This window comes from Staphylococcus epidermidis, from assembly GCF_006742205.1.
GTDB classification, from domain to species: Bacteria; Bacillota; Bacilli; order Staphylococcales; family Staphylococcaceae; genus Staphylococcus; species Staphylococcus epidermidis.
This window is the reverse complement of sequence record NZ_AP019721.1, coordinates 1,145,741-1,161,700: the sequence shown is the minus strand read 5'-3', so window position 1 is coordinate 1,161,700 and position 15,960 is coordinate 1,145,741. Positions and strand designations below refer to the sequence as shown.

15 protein-coding genes, 1 riboswitch and 1 other annotated feature are annotated in these 15,960 nt (G+C 31.7%); all 15 genes read right to left on the bottom strand.

Annotated elements, in window-relative coordinates:
• Positions 1-23 precede the first annotated feature (23 nt).
• The gene (hemB, locus tag FNL83_RS05770) at positions 24-998 is read right to left on the bottom strand and encodes a porphobilinogen synthase (protein WP_002440176.1); all 975 of its coding nucleotides are present in this window, start codon (positions 996-998) and stop codon (positions 24-26) included.
• Positions 988-1,668, bottom strand: coding sequence for a uroporphyrinogen-III synthase (locus tag FNL83_RS05765; protein ID WP_001832668.1), 681 nt, complete (start codon positions 1,666-1,668; stop codon positions 988-990). The genes hemB and FNL83_RS05765 overlap by 11 nt, the downstream gene beginning before the upstream one ends.
• Positions 1,669-1,701: 33 nt before the next feature.
• The gene (hemC, locus tag FNL83_RS05760; protein WP_001830811.1) at positions 1,702-2,628 is read right to left on the bottom strand and encodes a hydroxymethylbilane synthase; all 927 of its coding nucleotides are present in this window, start codon (positions 2,626-2,628) and stop codon (positions 1,702-1,704) included.
• A 53-nt stretch (positions 2,629-2,681) separates the two neighbouring features.
• Entirely contained in the window at positions 2,682-3,494 is an 813-nt protein-coding gene (gene ccsA / locus FNL83_RS05755) for a cytochrome c biogenesis protein (RefSeq protein WP_001832714.1), read from the bottom strand.
• 21 nt (positions 3,495-3,515) lie between these two features.
• A complete protein-coding gene (gene hemA, locus FNL83_RS05750) occupies positions 3,516-4,862 on the bottom strand; it encodes a glutamyl-tRNA reductase (RefSeq protein ID WP_001830773.1) in 1,347 nt (448 codons plus the stop codon).
• Positions 4,863-5,031: 169 nt separating this feature from the next.
• Positions 5,032-5,619, bottom strand: a complete 588-nt coding sequence (gene yihA, locus FNL83_RS05745) for a ribosome biogenesis GTP-binding protein YihA/YsxC (protein WP_001830838.1) — start codon at positions 5,617-5,619, stop codon at positions 5,032-5,034.
• 111 nt (positions 5,620-5,730) lie between these two features.
• The gene (gene clpX / locus FNL83_RS05740; RefSeq protein ID WP_001830765.1) at positions 5,731-6,993 is read right to left on the bottom strand and encodes an ATP-dependent Clp protease ATP-binding subunit ClpX; all 1,263 of its coding nucleotides are present in this window, start codon (positions 6,991-6,993) and stop codon (positions 5,731-5,733) included.
• 286 nt (positions 6,994-7,279) lie between these two features.
• Positions 7,280-8,581, bottom strand: a complete 1,302-nt coding sequence (tig, locus tag FNL83_RS05735; protein WP_001830810.1) for a trigger factor — start codon at positions 8,579-8,581, stop codon at positions 7,280-7,282.
• Between the two features lie 160 nt (positions 8,582-8,741).
• Entirely contained in the window at positions 8,742-9,665 is a 924-nt protein-coding gene (locus tag FNL83_RS05730; RefSeq protein ID WP_001830807.1) for a pseudouridine synthase family protein, read from the bottom strand.
• Positions 9,666-9,681: 16 nt separating this feature from the next.
• Positions 9,682-10,293 carry an NUDIX domain-containing protein gene (locus FNL83_RS05725; protein ID WP_001830874.1) on the bottom strand — a complete coding sequence of 204 codons (612 nt, stop codon included), beginning with the start codon at positions 10,291-10,293 and terminating at the stop codon, positions 9,682-9,684.
• Positions 10,294-10,710: 417 nt separating this feature from the next.
• Positions 10,711-11,067 carry a 50S ribosomal protein L20 gene (gene rplT / locus FNL83_RS05720; RefSeq protein WP_001830839.1) on the bottom strand — a complete coding sequence of 119 codons (357 nt, stop codon included), beginning with the start codon at positions 11,065-11,067 and terminating at the stop codon, positions 10,711-10,713.
• Positions 11,068-11,118: 51 nt separating this feature from the next.
• Entirely contained in the window at positions 11,119-11,319 is a 201-nt protein-coding gene (gene rpmI, locus FNL83_RS05715; RefSeq protein ID WP_001830767.1) for a 50S ribosomal protein L35, read from the bottom strand.
• Between the two features lie 27 nt (positions 11,320-11,346).
• Positions 11,347-11,874, bottom strand: a complete 528-nt coding sequence (gene infC / locus FNL83_RS05710) for a translation initiation factor IF-3 (protein ID WP_001830789.1) — start codon at positions 11,872-11,874, stop codon at positions 11,347-11,349.
• Between the two features lie 26 nt (positions 11,875-11,900).
• Positions 11,901-12,024 (bottom strand) — a sequence feature (ribosomal protein L20 leader region).
• Between the two features lie 57 nt (positions 12,025-12,081).
• Positions 12,082-13,584: an amino acid permease gene (locus FNL83_RS05705; protein ID WP_001830900.1), complete on the bottom strand. Its 1,503-nt coding sequence runs from the start codon at positions 13,582-13,584 to the stop codon at positions 12,082-12,084.
• Positions 13,585-13,789: 205 nt separating this feature from the next.
• A riboswitch (Lysine riboswitch) is annotated at positions 13,790-13,965 on the bottom strand.
• 47 nt (positions 13,966-14,012) lie between these two features.
• The gene (gene thrS / locus FNL83_RS05700) at positions 14,013-15,950 is read right to left on the bottom strand and encodes a threonine--tRNA ligase (protein ID WP_002440177.1); all 1,938 of its coding nucleotides are present in this window, start codon (positions 15,948-15,950) and stop codon (positions 14,013-14,015) included.
• Between the last annotated feature and the right edge of the window lie 10 nt (positions 15,951-15,960).

Sequence of the window (15,960 nt, the reverse complement as noted above, 5' to 3'; positions counted from 1 at the left end):
CATATGACCTCCTCAATTATCATCTATTTATCTAAATAACGACAGATATCTTTTGCAAAATAAGTAATTATTAAATCAGCACCTGCACGTTTCATAGATATCATTTGTTCCATAACAATTTTCTCTTCATCTATCCAACCATTTAACGCTGCTGCTTTTGTCATACTATATTCTCCACTAACGTTGTATGCTACGACTGGCACGTTCGTATTATTTTTTACATCTCTAATAATATCTAGATAACTTAAAGATGGTTTAACTATCATCATATCGCAACCTTCTTTAAGATCACTTTCCAATTCTCTTAATGCCTCTAAACGGTTTGCAGGATCCATTTGATAGGTTTTTCTATCCCCAAAAGAAGGTGCTGAATCTGCAGCATCTCTGAATGGACCGAAAAAGCTTGATGCATATTTAATACCATAACTCATGATAGGAATATTTTGATATCCCGCTTGATCAAGGCCTTCACGAATTTCAGCAACAAAACCATCCATCATATTACTTGGAGCAATGATGTCAGCTCCAGCTTCAACTTGAGAAATAGCTGTTTTTACAAGTAATGGAAGTGATTTATCATTGTCTACATCATGCGTATGATCGTCAATAACGCCACAGTGTCCGTGGTCTGTGTATTCACAAAGACAAGTATCTGCAACAATAAGTAAATCCTTATATAAATTCTTAGATATTCGTGTCGCTTCTTGAACAACTCCATTATGATCATATGCACCAGATCCAATGTCGTCTTTGTCATTTGGCACACCGAAGAACATGATTGCTCTAATACCTAAATCATATGCCTCTTTAATCTCTTCATGCAATAAATTTAAACTAATTTGGTATATGCCTGGTAGTGATTTAATTTCACTTTTTATATCATCTTGCTCAACTACAAATATTGGATATATTAAATCTTCTTTTCTAACATGAGTTTCTCTTACTAAATCACGCATTGTCTTAGATGAACGCAATCTTCTATGTCTATCAAATTTCATTTTGTTCCCTACTTTCTATTATTTTATCAATAAGTGAATCTAATGTTTGTTTATTTGCCACTTTTACAGATGTATTGAATTTTAAAATGGTCCTAGCAGTTTGCTTACCGATAGCAAAATAATGATCAAATTCAGGCACATTGTCCTCTTTGAAATAAAATTCAACTGCAGAGGAACTAGAAAAAGTCACTGCGTCTATTTGATGTTTTCTAACAAGAGACTTAACTTGACTTATATTTTTAAAATTCGGTACTGGTCTATATAAATCAATTTTAACGACTTCATTATATTTGCTCAATTGTTGAACTAATTTAGGACGTGCTTTTTCACTTGAGGGCAACAATAAATGTTGTTCGCTAATCTTAAACTCGTCCAAAAAGCCTTCTTGAGAAAAATCACGTGGCACAAAGTCGACACTAATACCTAATTCATTACAATACTGAGCTGTCTTATCACCTATAACAGCTACCTTTTTAACTTTAACGTTTTTTAAATAAGGATAAAAGTATTTTACTGCGTTTTTAGACGAAAAAATAAGCCAGTCGTAGCTATGATCAAGCAATTTTTCATTAAAATGAAGTTGTTTTAGTTGGATAAAAGGCTTATGGATAATATCAACTAAATGACTATGAACTTCATTCGTCTGCGTCATAACTATAACTGGTTTCATAAATTTATTTCACCTCTATAATAGAGTTTAGTATTATTCTGCTTCGTTTAATTTTTTAATTATGTCATAAGCACCTTGTTTTTTAAGTACTTGACTCACTTCTATACCCAATTTTACAGGATCAGTACCCAATGCTGTATGCTCATATCTTTCCTTACCATCTGGAGACATAATCAGTCCTGTAAATTCAATTTGGTTATCTTGAGCAATTGTTGCATATCCACCTATAGGAACCTGACAACTGCCATCCATTTCTGATAGAAAAGTACGTTCAGCAGTCACACATTGTGCTACATCATGATTGTGTACTTTAGATAGTAAATCTAAAAGTTCTTTGTCATCACTCCTACACTCAATACCAAGTGCACCCTGCCCTATAGCTGGCAGTAATATATCTCGATCAAGATAAGTCGTAACAATATTATCTGACCAACCCATGCGTTTTAATCCAGCAGCAGCTAATATAATAGCATCATAATCTTCAGTCTCTAATTTTTTTAATCGAGTATCAATGTTTCCACGAATCCACTTAATTTTTAAATGTGGGTATTTTGATAAAATTTGAGCGCCACGACGTAAAGAACTTGTACCTACAATGCTGCCCTCAGACAATTCTTGTAATGGTATATGATTTTTTGCTATATAGGCATCAAAAGGAATTTCTCTGTCAGGAATACATCCTAAGGTAAGACCGTCAGGAATCATACTTGGTACATCTTTTAGAGAATGAATCGCCATATCTATCTCTTTATTAAATAATTCATTTTGGATTTCCTTAACAAAAAGTCCTTTACCTCCAACTTTGGATAATTGTTTATCTACAATTTTGTCGCCTTTAGTTACAATTTCTTTTATTTCAATATCCAAAGACGGATCGATAAATTTTAATTTATCTATAAATTGTTGACTTTGTGTTAGCGCTAATTTACTTCTTCGCGACCCAACAATTAATTTACGCATACGTTAAATGCCTCCTCGATACCGGTTTTTTTATATGAAAAACAAGTTATTTCTTATCTAAAATGAGTTAAAAAGAATAAATTAATCATACACAAACAAAATAATATAATGTTAAAGTAGATAAGATTTCTTTGTGATATCCATTTTTTTATTCTAATGAAAATATAAACACCATATAATAAAGTAATAATTGTTGAAAATATTACTTTTGGATCTATAAATATTTGTTTACCGACTGCAAAGATACCCCATTGTGCACCTAAAATCGTACTTAATATAAGGATAATCCATGCAACAAGTGTTGAATAGAAAACGATGGTTTCTAAAGTAGCAACACTACCAATTCTAAAGTAATTTTGATCGAAATTTTTCTCCTTTAAATTTCGATATTGAATAATGTAGAGTAATGAATTTACAAATGCGATTGCAAAAAATGCATAACTTAATACTGCAAGTGCTATATGAACAAGTAATAATTCATTAATTACTGCAATTTGTTGAATTTGCGTTTGATAATGTTCAGGCTGAAAAGTATTTAAACTCATTAGGATAAATCCAATCAAATTAAGGAAAAAAACAGAAAAATTCATTACTTTAATCAAATTCAATATCAACGAAATTGATATAATAATCCAAGTTAAAGAGAAAAAAACGTCAAATATAGAACCTAGTGGCACTTGTTTAGTATGAATAAAAAAAATAGACAAAGAGATTGTTTGTAAAACCCAAACAATCCCTAATGAATAAAAACCTACAGTTCTAGTCTTATAATTTTTATTAATGAAATCAACAAAGTAACATATAATACTAAACAGATAAATCATTAATATGATTTCATGAAATCGAATTAACAGGGTTTCTTGCATATCATCACCAAATTAATATGCTTATTCAAAACTAAATATTCGATGCGCTAAGATTTCCTTTGCTCTACTCTCTTTTTCTAACTTTGCTTTTTCACGAGGATCTTCGGCTTCAATATCAAATATGTTTTGAAATAGCTCTAATTTTTCATTACTTTTTTTATCAGTACTTAATTCCTTAGCCTGTTTGATAGGATCTTTTAACATTTGATTGATAATACTTTTTGTATGTTTCGAAATGACTTTACGTTCTCTTTCAGAGAGATCTGGCAATTTACGATCAATACTTTCCATAGTTTCTGCTTGGATATTCATAGCTTTTTCACGTAAAGCTCTGATTACAGGTACAACACCAAGCATATTAACCCATTCGTTGTGTGAATCAATCTCCTCAGGTATTTGTCCTGCAATAGTTTCAGCAGCTAATTGACGTTCTCTTAAATTGGCATCTACCAAATCTTTCAAATCATCAACATCATAATTAAAAATATTTGTAATTGCATCAATCCCTGGTTCAATGTCTCGTGGAACCGCAATATCAATCAGAACTAATGAATCCAGTTTTCTAGTTTCTGAAATTGTTTTCACCATAGAATTAGTGATGATATAGTCTTCAGCACTTGTAGAACTAATTACTATGTCCGTTGTTTCTAATAAAGATGGTAATGCTGAAAGTGAATCATATGAAACATTGTGTTTTTCGGCTAAAATTTTAGCTTTAGATAATGTCCGATTAACAATTGTTACATTTGAAATTCCAGAACCTAAAAGATTTAAGAGTGATAATTCACCCATTTCCCCTGCTCCAATAACGACAGCATGTTTACTTTTTAATTTTCCAAATACCTTTTTAGCTAATTCAACAGCAGCATAAGAAACACTCACAGCATTATCTGCAATGTCTGTTTCACTGTGTGCTTTTTTAGCAAAAGTAATCGCTTGTTTAAATAAATGATTAAAAATCGTTCCAGTTGTACCAGTATTTTGCGCTAAGAAAAATGCATCGCGCATTTGTCCTAAAATTTGTGTTTCACCAAGCACAATTGAATCTAAGCCAGAAGTGACACGCAATAAATGTTCAACTGCATCGTCCCCCACTTTAACTTCCGACATATCTTTAATATCATCTACCTCAAATCCAAAAGAGCGCGCTAAAAATCTTTGTATATAATAACGTCCTGTATGAACTTGATCAACAATAGCGTATACTTCAGTACGATTACATGTAGATAAAATGACATTTTCTAAAATTGCTTTAGTTTCATATAAATCTTCATGTGCTAATCGTAAGGCATCATCTCTAAAAGCAACTTGCTCTCTTAATGTTACATCAGCTGTTCGATGATTTATGCTAATTGCAACAAAATGCATTTATAACGCCCTCCATATACTAACAATAAAACAAGTATAACACATTTAAAAAGATGTTTAAGTGGAATGCTTAAATAAATTAGAAAGATTATAATCTACATTCAATTTTTTGCCAAAATACCGACATTTTTTAATTGTGGTTAAAATACATTTCTCTAATTGAAAAAATTTATATATATGTTTCAATAAAGTTCCAAATTTCTTGCTGTTTACTATTTTTAATTGAAGAATAACTTATAATATTATCTCCAGATTCTAATTCTAATTTGTCTTTTATTCTTTTGATATGCTTTTGTACTTTTCCTTTGGCAATTTTATCTTCTTTAGTACATATTACAAGTGTTGGTATATCAAAATGTTTAAGATAATTGTACATAAGCACATCATCTTCAGTAGGTTGATGTCTTAAATCGACAAGTTGAATAACAAGTTTTAAATTCTCTCGTTGTGTAATATATTCTTCAATCATTTTACCAAATTTTTCTCGTTGAACTTTACTTACTTTAGCGTATCCATATCCTGGTACATCAACAAAAATAAGTTGTTCATCTATATTATAGAAATTCAATGTCTGTGTCTTACCAGGTTGTTGTGACGTTCTCGCCATATTTTTACGCCCAATCATACTATTAATAAATGTAGATTTCCCTACATTTGAGCGTCCACTTAACGCTACTTCTGTTAATCCAGTGTCAGGATACTGTGCTTTTTTTACAGCACTTATAATTAAGTTAATATTATTAAAATTTATATTCATAGACTTCCTCTTTCTTATACTATTGTATAATTAACTTTAACATTTTTTTCTATATTTACATATAAAAAAACCGAGTCACAATTCACGTGACTCAGTCTTAAATCAAATATTTTAAGCAGATGTCTTGTTCTTATTAATTAGATTTCCTTCATCATCATATAATTCAGGCTCAATTTCTTCATTAATTGTTTGTTCAGTAATGACTACTTTACTTACATTTTCAGAAGAAGGTACATCATACATGATGTCAATTAATGCTTCTTCTATAATTGAACGTAATCCACGCGCTCCTGTTTTACGTTCGATTGCTTTTTCACTTATAGCAGATAGAGCCTCTTCAGAAAACTCTAATTCTACATTATCTAACTCTAGCATTTTAGTGTATTGTTTAACTAGCGCATTTTTAGGTTGAGTTAAAATATTTTTAAGTGCAGCAACATCTAAAGTTTCAAGATTAGCAACTATAGGTACACGACCAATAAATTCTGGAATTAAGCCATATGATTGGAGATCCTCTGGACGAATTTGTTCCAGTAAAGCTTCTTCATCATATTTATCTGCTTCATTACTAGCAAATCCTATCACTTTTTCTCCTAAGCGTCTCTTAATGACTTCATCGATACCATCAAAAGCTCCACCTAAGATAAATAAGATGTTTGTCGTATCAATTTGGATTAATTCTTGGTTTGGATGCTTTCGACCACCTTGAGGCGGTACACTAGCAGTTGTACCTTCTAAAATTTTAAGCAATGCTTGTTGTACACCTTCACCAGACACGTCACGCGTGATTGAAGTGTTTTCAGATTTACGCGCAATTTTATCAATTTCATCGACATATATAATACCTTTTTCAGCTTTATCAATGTCGAAATCAGCAGCTTGAATAAGACGTAATAAGATGTTTTCTACGTCATCACCTACATAACCTGCTTCTGTTAAACTTGTAGCATCAGCAATTGCAAATGGTACATTTAGTGTTTTAGCTAGTGTTTGAGCTAATAATGTTTTACCGCTACCAGTTGGCCCAATTAATGCGATATTACTTTTTTGTAATTCAACATCATCTTCATTCGGACCCAATTGTTGAATACGCTTATAGTGATTATATACAGCAACTGCTAATGATTTTTTGGCTTTTTCCTGACCAATGACATATTCATTGAGGTGATCCATAATTTCTTTAGGAGTTGGTAACTCCGTAAATCCTTCAGATGTATTTTGTGCTAATTCTTCTTCAACGATTTCTGAGCACAATTCAATACATTCATTACAAATATAAACGCCACTTCCTGCGACTAATTTTTTTACTTGATCTTGATCTTTACCACAGAAAGAACATTTTAAATTTTCTTCATCTTCATTGAATTTGAACATTCTTTTTTACACCCCTATTCCATAAAGACTATACTAAAAAGCATTCTACAATGCAACTTAACATATTTACAATCAAGATGCTTAAATAACTTGGAGCGGGACAGAAATCTTATTCTTAATGAATGATTTCATTGTCCCGCCCCTAAATTTCATTTAACATCAACAATTATAAATCATAATGATGCTATATTAAGTTGTCAATCTATACAATTGACACTGTCTATATTTAATTTAACTTATAGACAATTGACTAATTCAATATTATGCATTCATTTAATGAACGATACTAGTCTTCTTTAGTAGCTTCAACATATTTCGCATTATCTCTTAATAAATCAATAACTTTTTGAATGCGTACATCATTTTTAACAATATCTGTATTACCTAAAGTAGATTTAATATCTTCTACAGAAATGTTAAATTGCTCGCTCATTTTTTCTAATTCTTTATCAATATCTTCATCAGATACTTCAATATTTTCTTCATCAGCAATCGCAGTTAACGTTAAGTTTGTTTTAACGCGTTGTTCTGCATCGTCTTTCATTTGGTCTCTTAGTTGCTCTTCGTTTTGACCAGAGATTTGATAATATGTTTGCAAATCTAAGCCTTGTTGTTGGATTCTTTGACCAAATTCTTGAATCATACGATCTAATTCAGTATTAATCATTGCTTCAGGAATATCAATTGAAGCATTTTCTGTTGCTTTATTAATAGCTTCTTCTTTTTCAGTATTTTCAGCTTCAGTTGCTTTCTGTTCACTTAAACGTTTGCGAAGATTTTCTTTATATTCGTCCACGTTTTCAGCATCAGAATCTAATTCGTTAGCAATCTCATCATTTAATTCTGGTACATCTTTGAATTTAATTTCGTTGACTTTTGTTTTAAATGTAGCTTCTTTACCAGCTAATTCTTCAGCGTGGTATTCTTCTGGGAATGTTACAACTACATCTTTTTCATCGCCAGTTTTCATTCCTTCTATTTGTTCTTCAAAGCCAGGAATGAATGATCCAGAACCAATTTCTAGGTCATAACCTTCAGCTTGTCCACCATCAAATTCTTCACCATCAACTGAACCTGAGAAATCAATGTTTACTGTGTCACCGTTTTCAACAGCACCATCTTCTTTAACAACCATTTCAGCAAGGTGACTTAAGCTATGGTCGATTGATTCTTGTAATTCTTCATCAGAAAGGTCAGTTTCTTGCTTTTCAATTTCTAATCCTTTGTAATCACCTAATTTAACTTCAGGTTCAACTGTAACTGTAGCTTCAAAAATGAAATCTTTACCTTTTTCGATTTGAGTTACATTAACTTCTGGTTGTGCAACTGGATTAATTTCTGTTTCTTCAATTGCTTCACCATAAGCTTCAGGTAATAAAATATCCACTGCATCTTGATAAAGTGCTTCTACACCAAAACGTTGCTCAAAAATTGGACGAGGCACTTTACCTTTACGGAATCCAGGCACATTAATTTGTTTGACCACTTTTTTAAATGCTTGATCTAATGCTTTATTTACTTTCTCTGCAGGAACAGTAACAGTTAAAACGCCTTCATTACCTTCCTTTTTTTCCCAAGTTGCTGTCATGTATAAATACCTCCATGATTGACTAATTTATTTTTTCAACTTCCCTATTATAGCATAGGTTTTTAGCGTTAACAAACTTTGAAAACGATGGGTTATTCAAGTTTATTTTCAACGATTTCTATATTAAAATTCTTTTTCTCAATTTGCAACAAATTAAATTTTACATTTCATTATCTAATGATTTAATGAATTGTAAAGTATCATTGTTACAGCCATTTATATCTATACCAATTAATTGTTTGAAGTAAACATCATATGCATCTATCCAATTATCAATAGTGTATAACGACTCTATATCTATAGGATACATGAGTATAGAATGATTATTCATAATATGTTGTGCTTCTTTTAAAATATGCAACGCTCCATCTTCTAATCTATTCATTACGACAGGAATGACCTTGTCTTTTATCGTCGTATGCTCAATGCCACTTAAATGATTAGGGTTTACATTGATAGTTTCACCATATTTATGGATTGTAATTGTATGAGAATATTCAGCAAATCTTAAATATTCCAACATTAAGCTCACTAAATTTTTTGGTAAATCCATAGAAATTAGTATATTCGCTACTGATTCTTTAAAATTATAATGTCCATTATCAATAAGTTGTAATATTAAAGAAGTTTGTTCACGTGTGTTAAGCGAACCGAAATCTGATAAAGATGAGGACAATGCCTTTCTATCTTCATCAAGTCTCGATATCGCATATTCTTTAAGTGGAAAAAGTTCCATTCTGGTTTTATGATTTTTAACTTCATCGATAATTTGATTAATTACTTCAACTGCTTCATTAAATTGACCTAAGCCATTCAGACTTTTAATATAATATATCATCAATTCGTCATAACAGTTGAATCCACGTTTTAACAAAATAATTGCCTCTTCTCGTAACTCTAAATAAGCATTCAATTGTAAAAGCATCTGGCATTTCTTTAGTGCAATCTCCTCGTTAAGGTCGAAATGCTGTTCATATACATTAAACAATTGATACATCTTTTCAAAATCTGCATTTCTTTCTGCATCATTTATTTGCTTAATCATTTTACTTTTAGACTGTGGAAAAGGTATAATATCAGCCATTAATTTAGCACTCCAATCATGATATATCTTGAAGAATTAATGCACTCCATGTTTCAAAATCCTCATAGGATTGAATGTCGCCTTGTTCTATCCATTTAATTTTTAGCGTATCAGTTTCTTTAGCTTCAACATCGTTTGAATGCACAGTGATTTTAAATACGACGCCCATATGAACTTTACCCACATCATTGTCATCATCATTTATAAAACCTAAATATTCCATATTTTGAGATTTATTATTACTTAATCCTACTTCTTCTTCTAATTCTCTTTGAGCATTAACTCTTAAAACTTCATTAATAGAATCAGCTCCAACAACATCGTTCATATGACCACCAACACCGATTGATGACTGACCATGTAACCGTTCTTCTCCACCACCAGAAAGACGTTCGTAAATAAGGATTTCACCCTTCTCATTTTCTAGTAGGCAATATGATATTAATTGTTTAAACGATGGATCATCTTCCATATCACCACGTCTTTTCACTTCATATTTACTTAACGCACTAAAAATTTCTTTTCCTTTGAAATTATTTTTATGTAAAAAACCATTAAAAGCATTCTTATCTTTGTTAAATAAAATATCTCTGTTTACAACAATTATTTGTTCATCAAATTTAGACATGATTATCTCCTTTTAGATATAGTATACTATCAGTCATTTTAGCAAAAATTATCATTTTTTGCGATTGAATATATGTATATGTAAAACGATAAAAGCACCATTATATTTATAATTAAAATAAGACATAATCTTACATTGTTGATATTATAAAACTTTTAACAAAGCCACATTATATACCTTACTGTCATAACATGATTGCAAATTTATCTTTTTTTAGTTATTGACTTCGTAGATATTGATTGTTTCAAAGCATGATTTGAAACAATCTAGTATTATGAAATGACAAAAAAATAAGATATGTCCGCTATTACATCAGGGTATTGTACTCAATTTTTAAATGCTTTTAAATAATATATTAACAACAAGCATATAAAAAGACCTGAGACAAAGATTATTGTCCCAGGTCTTGTATAAATATTATTTTAAAGCTTCTTTAGCTTTTGATACTAATTCAGCGAAAGCTTTGTCATCTGAGATTGCAATTTCTGATAACATTTTACGATTGATATCAATCTCAGCTTTTTTCAAGCCGTTCATTAAACGTGAGTAGCTAATGTCATGTTGACGTGCAGCCGCATTAATACGTGTAATCCATAATTTACGGAAATCACGTTTGCGTTGACGACGGTCACGGAAAGCATATTGACCTGATTTCATTACTTGTTGTTTAGCTACTTTATATAATGTATGTTTTGAACCAAAGTAACCTTTAGCTAATTTAATCGTTTTTTTACGACGTGCTCTTGTTACTGTTCCACCTTTAACTCGTGGCATAATAAATTCCTCCTTAGATGATCTCTATCGTATATATATTCGTTTAAAATCTTATTTTTTGTATGCTAATAATTGTTTAACACGTTTCATATCACTTTTAGAAACTAACTTAGCTTTACGTAATTGACGTTTTTGTTTAGTATTTTTATTTGCGAATAAGTGAGATGTGAAAGCTCTAGAACGTTTTAATTGACCTGAACCAGTTCTTTTAACACGTTTAGCTGCTCCACGGTGAGTTTTCATTTTAGGCATGATTCATTTCCTCCTATAATTTAACGTTTATTTTTCGTTGATAGGCGCTAACATAATAAACATTTGACGCCCTTCCATTTTAGGCTTTTGTTCAACAGTTGCAATATCTTTACATTCATCTGCAAATTTTTCTAACACACGCTGACCAATTTCTTTATGTGTAATCGCACGACCTCTGAAACGAATTGAAACTTTACATTTATCGCCTTTAGATAAGAACTTGCGTCCATTTTTCAACTTAGTTTGGAAATCATGTTCTTCAATAGTTGGGCTTAAACGTAATTCTTTAACGTTAATGACTTTTTGTTTCTTCTTCATTTCTTTTTCTTTTTTCTGCTGTTCGAATTTATATTTACCATAATCCATTATTCTCGCAACAGGTGGTTTTGCATTTGGTGCTACAACAACTAAATCTAAATCCACACGTTCAGCCATTTCTAAAGCTTCACGTTTAGATTTAACACCAATTTGTTCACCATCTTGGCCTATTAAGCGTAGTTCTTTTGCACGAATTTTCTCATTAATTTGAGTTTGATCTTTTGCTATGGTTGACACCTCCCAGAATTTTACGAAATTGTTCCAAGCAAAAAGAAGAGCGAGTATAACTACCCGCTCTTCTTAGACACAATAAATGTGTAACATGATTGACCTGCCAACTGCTTCAGCGTCGCCACAGGTGAGAAGCGGGTGCTTCTACTTGGTTCGTTTCGTATTCAACGTTAATAATCATATCAATATTTATTGTTTAAGTCAAACTATTTTTTAATTATTTTTATGGTGTCTTACTTCTTCCATCGAAACATCTTGCCTTAAGTCAACTTTGTTTAGAGGAATCTTTTTAGTTTTATATCTAAATTTATGATAAAAGAAGAAAATTAAGAATACAGGTATTCCCATGTAAGTTATAAAAAATCTATTCATATCAAAGTTACCTGTTTTAATAAAATCTACATCTTGTCCAATGATAACTATTACACATAAAATACCTGCAAAAATCGGACCAAATGGGAATAACTTCGCTTTATATTTTAATTTTGATTTATCATAATTTTGTTTATCAAATGCGCGTCTAAATCTAAAGTGACTGATTGCTATACCAACCCAAGCAATAAAACCAGTCATTCCGCTAGCAGCTACAATGTATTCATATGCATCTCCACTTAAATGTTGCAATGCGAAAATAAGAATGACTAGTACTCCAGTTGCAATTAGAGATACATAAGGTACGCCACTTTTATTTGTTTTTCCAAAAGAATTATAAGCTAATTTATCTTTACTCATCGAATATAACATTCTTGTTGAAGCATACATTCCTGAGTTACCTGCTGATAATACACTTGTTAATATAACAGCATTCATAAATGAAGCAGCAAAAGCTAATCCAGCATTCTTAAATACTAATGTAAAAGGTGAAGTAGCTATACTATCACCACCGCCCATTAATGCCTTACTATCATATGGAATCAACATACCAATAATGAAAATAGCTAGAATGTAAAATAAAAGTATACGCCAAAATACTTGTTTAATCGCTTTTGGAACTGCTCTTTCTGGATTTTCAGATTCACCTGCTGTAATACCAATAAGTTCAGTTCCTTGGAATGAGAAGCCTGCGACTAGAAATACACCAAGAATTGATAGCAAGCTACCTCCTAAATTCCCACCTAGTATTGGCCCATCTCCTTTTGTAAACGTATCAAATCCTACAAATTCTCCACCCATAATCCCTAAAATAGTTAAGATACCAATTCCTATAAATATGATGACTGTAACTACTTTGATAAGTGCGAACCAATATTCACTCTCTCCATATACTCTAACGGATAAAGAATTAAGCGCGAAAATAATAATAAGGAAAATACAACTCCAGACCCAAGCTGGTATACCTTGCATAGGGGACCAATATTGTATAACTTGCGCTGCAATAGTAACATCAGCTGCTACTGTTATCACCCAGTTGAACCAATAATTCCATCCTAAAGCAAAACCTAGTGAAGGATCGACAAAGCGTGTAGCATAAGTACTAAATGAACCTGACACAGGCAAATATGTCGCCATCTCCCCTAACGACGTCATTAGAAAGAACACCATCGCTCCAATAACTGCATAGGCAATCAAAGCACCCAATGCACCTGCGTCATGTATAGCTCCACCAGAAGTCATGAATAGACCAGTTCCTATACATCCCCCAATGGCAATCATTGAAATATGTCTATCTTTTAATCCTCTTTGAACACCGTCATTTTGTTTATTATTCTTTTTCATATAAGCTCCCTTTCCTTCATAAGTAGAGGCTAACTTGTTACCACATCAATGCATATCATTGTTGTAGATAAATTTGGTATAGATGATATAAAAGTAAAATAATATTAATATCATTTTACTTTTATATCACTTGTCTTTATATCTGTATCAATAATGTAAAAAGTGGTTACATACCTTTAAGATATGCAACCACTAATGTTTATCTATATAAGGTAGCACATCACATAAAGTGACAGTACAACTTCTATTCGAAAGTTGTCCCAACAATGCTAATTTATGGAAATAACATCATTTCGGCATTATTACCTTTCACTTATTCAACACATGTCCCATACGACTTCTGATAAGTTAGTCATTAATAATGCAACCTCTAACTCTATTTATTATATTAATTTGTAATATACATGATATACTTTATATTTTCAAGTTTATCTATGCTTTTTCAAACGGATTTCATCAATAACATTCCAAATAAATTCATCTTTTTCAACTGATTCTTGTTTTTCAGAACCATATTTTCTTACATTTACTTCTTGATTCTCTACTTCTTGGTCACCTACAACAATCTGATAAGGTATTTTTTTCATTTGAGCTTCACGAATTTTATATCCCATTTTTTCATTACGGTCATCAATTTCAACGCGGACACCTTGCGATTTTAGTTCATCTTGTAAAAGTCTTGCATAATCATAATGTAAATCTATATTTACAGGAATAATTTCAACTTGCATAGGCGCCAACCAAGTTGGAAATGCACCTTTTGTTTCTTCTGTTAAAAATGCAACAAAACGTTCCATAGTAGAAACTACACCACGGTGTATAACTACAGGACGATGTTGTTCTCCATCTTGACCAATGTACGTTAAGTCAAAACGTTCTGGTAAAAGAAAATCAAGTTGTGCTGTTGATAGAGTTTCTTCTTTTCCCATAGCTGTTTTTACTTGAACATCTAACTTAGGTCCATAGAATGCTGCCTCACCAATAGCTTCTTCATAAGTTAAACCTAATTCATCTGATGCTTCTTTAAGCATGGATTCAGCTTTTTCCCACATTTCATCATCATCAAAGTACTTATGCTTATCTTCAGGATCTCTATAACTCAATCTGAAGCGATAATCTTCAAAACCAAAATCTTTGTACACATCTTGAATCATATTAACTACACGTTTAAATTCTTCTTTAATTTGATCAGGTCTAACGAAAATATGGGAATCATTCAATGTCATTCCTCGAACACGTTGTAAACCTGATACTGCACCACTTGCTTCGTAACGATGCATAGTACCCAATTCAGCAATACGTATAGGTAATTCGCGATAAGAATGAGGTTTGTTTTTATAAATCATCATATGATGTGGACAGTTCATTGGTCTTAAGACCATTGCTTCGTCTTCATCTAACTTCATTGCTGGGAACATATCTTCTTGATAATGATCCCAGTGACCAGATGTTTTATATAAATCAACATTGGCTAATACTGGTGTGTAAACATGATCGTATCCCATACTTACTTCTTTATCGACAATATAACGTTCTATTTCCCTACGTATTGTAGCACCATTTGGTAACCATAATGGTAAACCAGCACCAACGAGTTGATTGTTTGTAAACAATTCTAAATCTTTACCAATTTTACGATGATCACGCTCACGACGTTCTTCCAACATTTTTAGATGTGCTTTCAAATCTTTTTTGTCAAAGAATGCTGTACCATAAATTCGTTGTAACATTTTATTATCACTATTTCCACGCCAATAAGCACCAGCTGTAGATAATAGTTTGAACTCTTTAATTTTAGAAGTAGAAGGTACGTGTACACCTCGACATAAATCAGTAAATTCACCTTGAGTATAAAGTGTTACACTCTCATCTTCAGGAATTGCATCAATAAGTTCTAATTTATAAGGGTCATCCTTGAAGAAGTCTTTTGCTTTTTCTTTACTAACTACTTCTCTTACAATTTTATGATTTTCGTTCACAATTTGTTTCATTGTTTTCTCAATTTTATCAAAATCATCCGATGAAACCTTATCATCCATATCAAAATCATAATAGAATCCGCCTTCTATTACAGGTCCAACTCCAAATTTAACGTCTCCGTATAAACGTTTTAATGCTTGTGCCATTAAATGAGCTGTTGAATGACGAAGTACTTCTAACGCTTCTTCACTCCCAGGAGTAATAATTTCAATAGCTCCATCTTGTTCTAAAGGGCGTGTTAAATCTACAAGTTGACCATTGAATTTTCCCGCAACTGCTTTTTTTCTTAATCCTGGACTAATTGATTGAGCGATGTCTTCTGTAGTAGTCCCTTTATCAAATTCTTTTGTATTACCATCTGGAAATTGAATATTAATTTGATTCATATTTTTTCCT

Excerpts from the sequence above, each read along its gene's own strand:
- hemB (WP_002440176.1), bottom strand. The coding sequence starts at position 998 with ATGAAATTTGATAGACATAGAAGATTGCGTTCATCTAAGACAATGCGT.
- FNL83_RS05765 (WP_001832668.1), bottom strand. The coding sequence starts at position 1,668 with ATGAAACCAGTTATAGTTATGACGCAGACGAATGAAGTTCATAGTCAT.
- hemC (WP_001830811.1), bottom strand. The coding sequence starts at position 2,628 with ATGCGTAAATTAATTGTTGGGTCGCGAAGAAGTAAATTAGCGCTAACA.
- ccsA (WP_001832714.1), bottom strand. The coding sequence starts at position 3,494 with ATGCAAGAAACCCTGTTAATTCGATTTCATGAAATCATATTAATGATT.
- hemA (WP_001830773.1), bottom strand. The coding sequence starts at position 4,862 with ATGCATTTTGTTGCAATTAGCATAAATCATCGAACAGCTGATGTAACA.
- yihA (WP_001830838.1), bottom strand. The coding sequence starts at position 5,619 with ATGAATATAAATTTTAATAATATTAACTTAATTATAAGTGCTGTAAAA.
- clpX (WP_001830765.1), bottom strand. The coding sequence starts at position 6,993 with ATGTTCAAATTCAATGAAGATGAAGAAAATTTAAAATGTTCTTTCTGT.
- tig (WP_001830810.1), bottom strand. The coding sequence starts at position 8,581 with ATGACAGCAACTTGGGAAAAAAAGGAAGGTAATGAAGGCGTTTTAACT.
- FNL83_RS05730 (WP_001830807.1), bottom strand. The coding sequence starts at position 9,665 with ATGGCTGATATTATACCTTTTCCACAGTCTAAAAGTAAAATGATTAAG.
- FNL83_RS05725 (WP_001830874.1), bottom strand. The coding sequence starts at position 10,293 with ATGTCTAAATTTGATGAACAAATAATTGTTGTAAACAGAGATATTTTA.
- rplT (WP_001830839.1), bottom strand. The coding sequence starts at position 11,067 with ATGCCACGAGTTAAAGGTGGAACAGTAACAAGAGCACGTCGTAAAAAA.
- rpmI (WP_001830767.1), bottom strand. The coding sequence starts at position 11,319 with ATGCCTAAAATGAAAACTCACCGTGGAGCAGCTAAACGTGTTAAAAGA.
- FNL83_RS05705 (WP_001830900.1), bottom strand. The coding sequence starts at position 13,584 with ATGAAAAAGAATAATAAACAAAATGACGGTGTTCAAAGAGGATTAAAA.
- thrS (WP_002440177.1), bottom strand. The coding sequence starts at position 15,950 with ATGAATCAAATTAATATTCAATTTCCAGATGGTAATACAAAAGAATTT.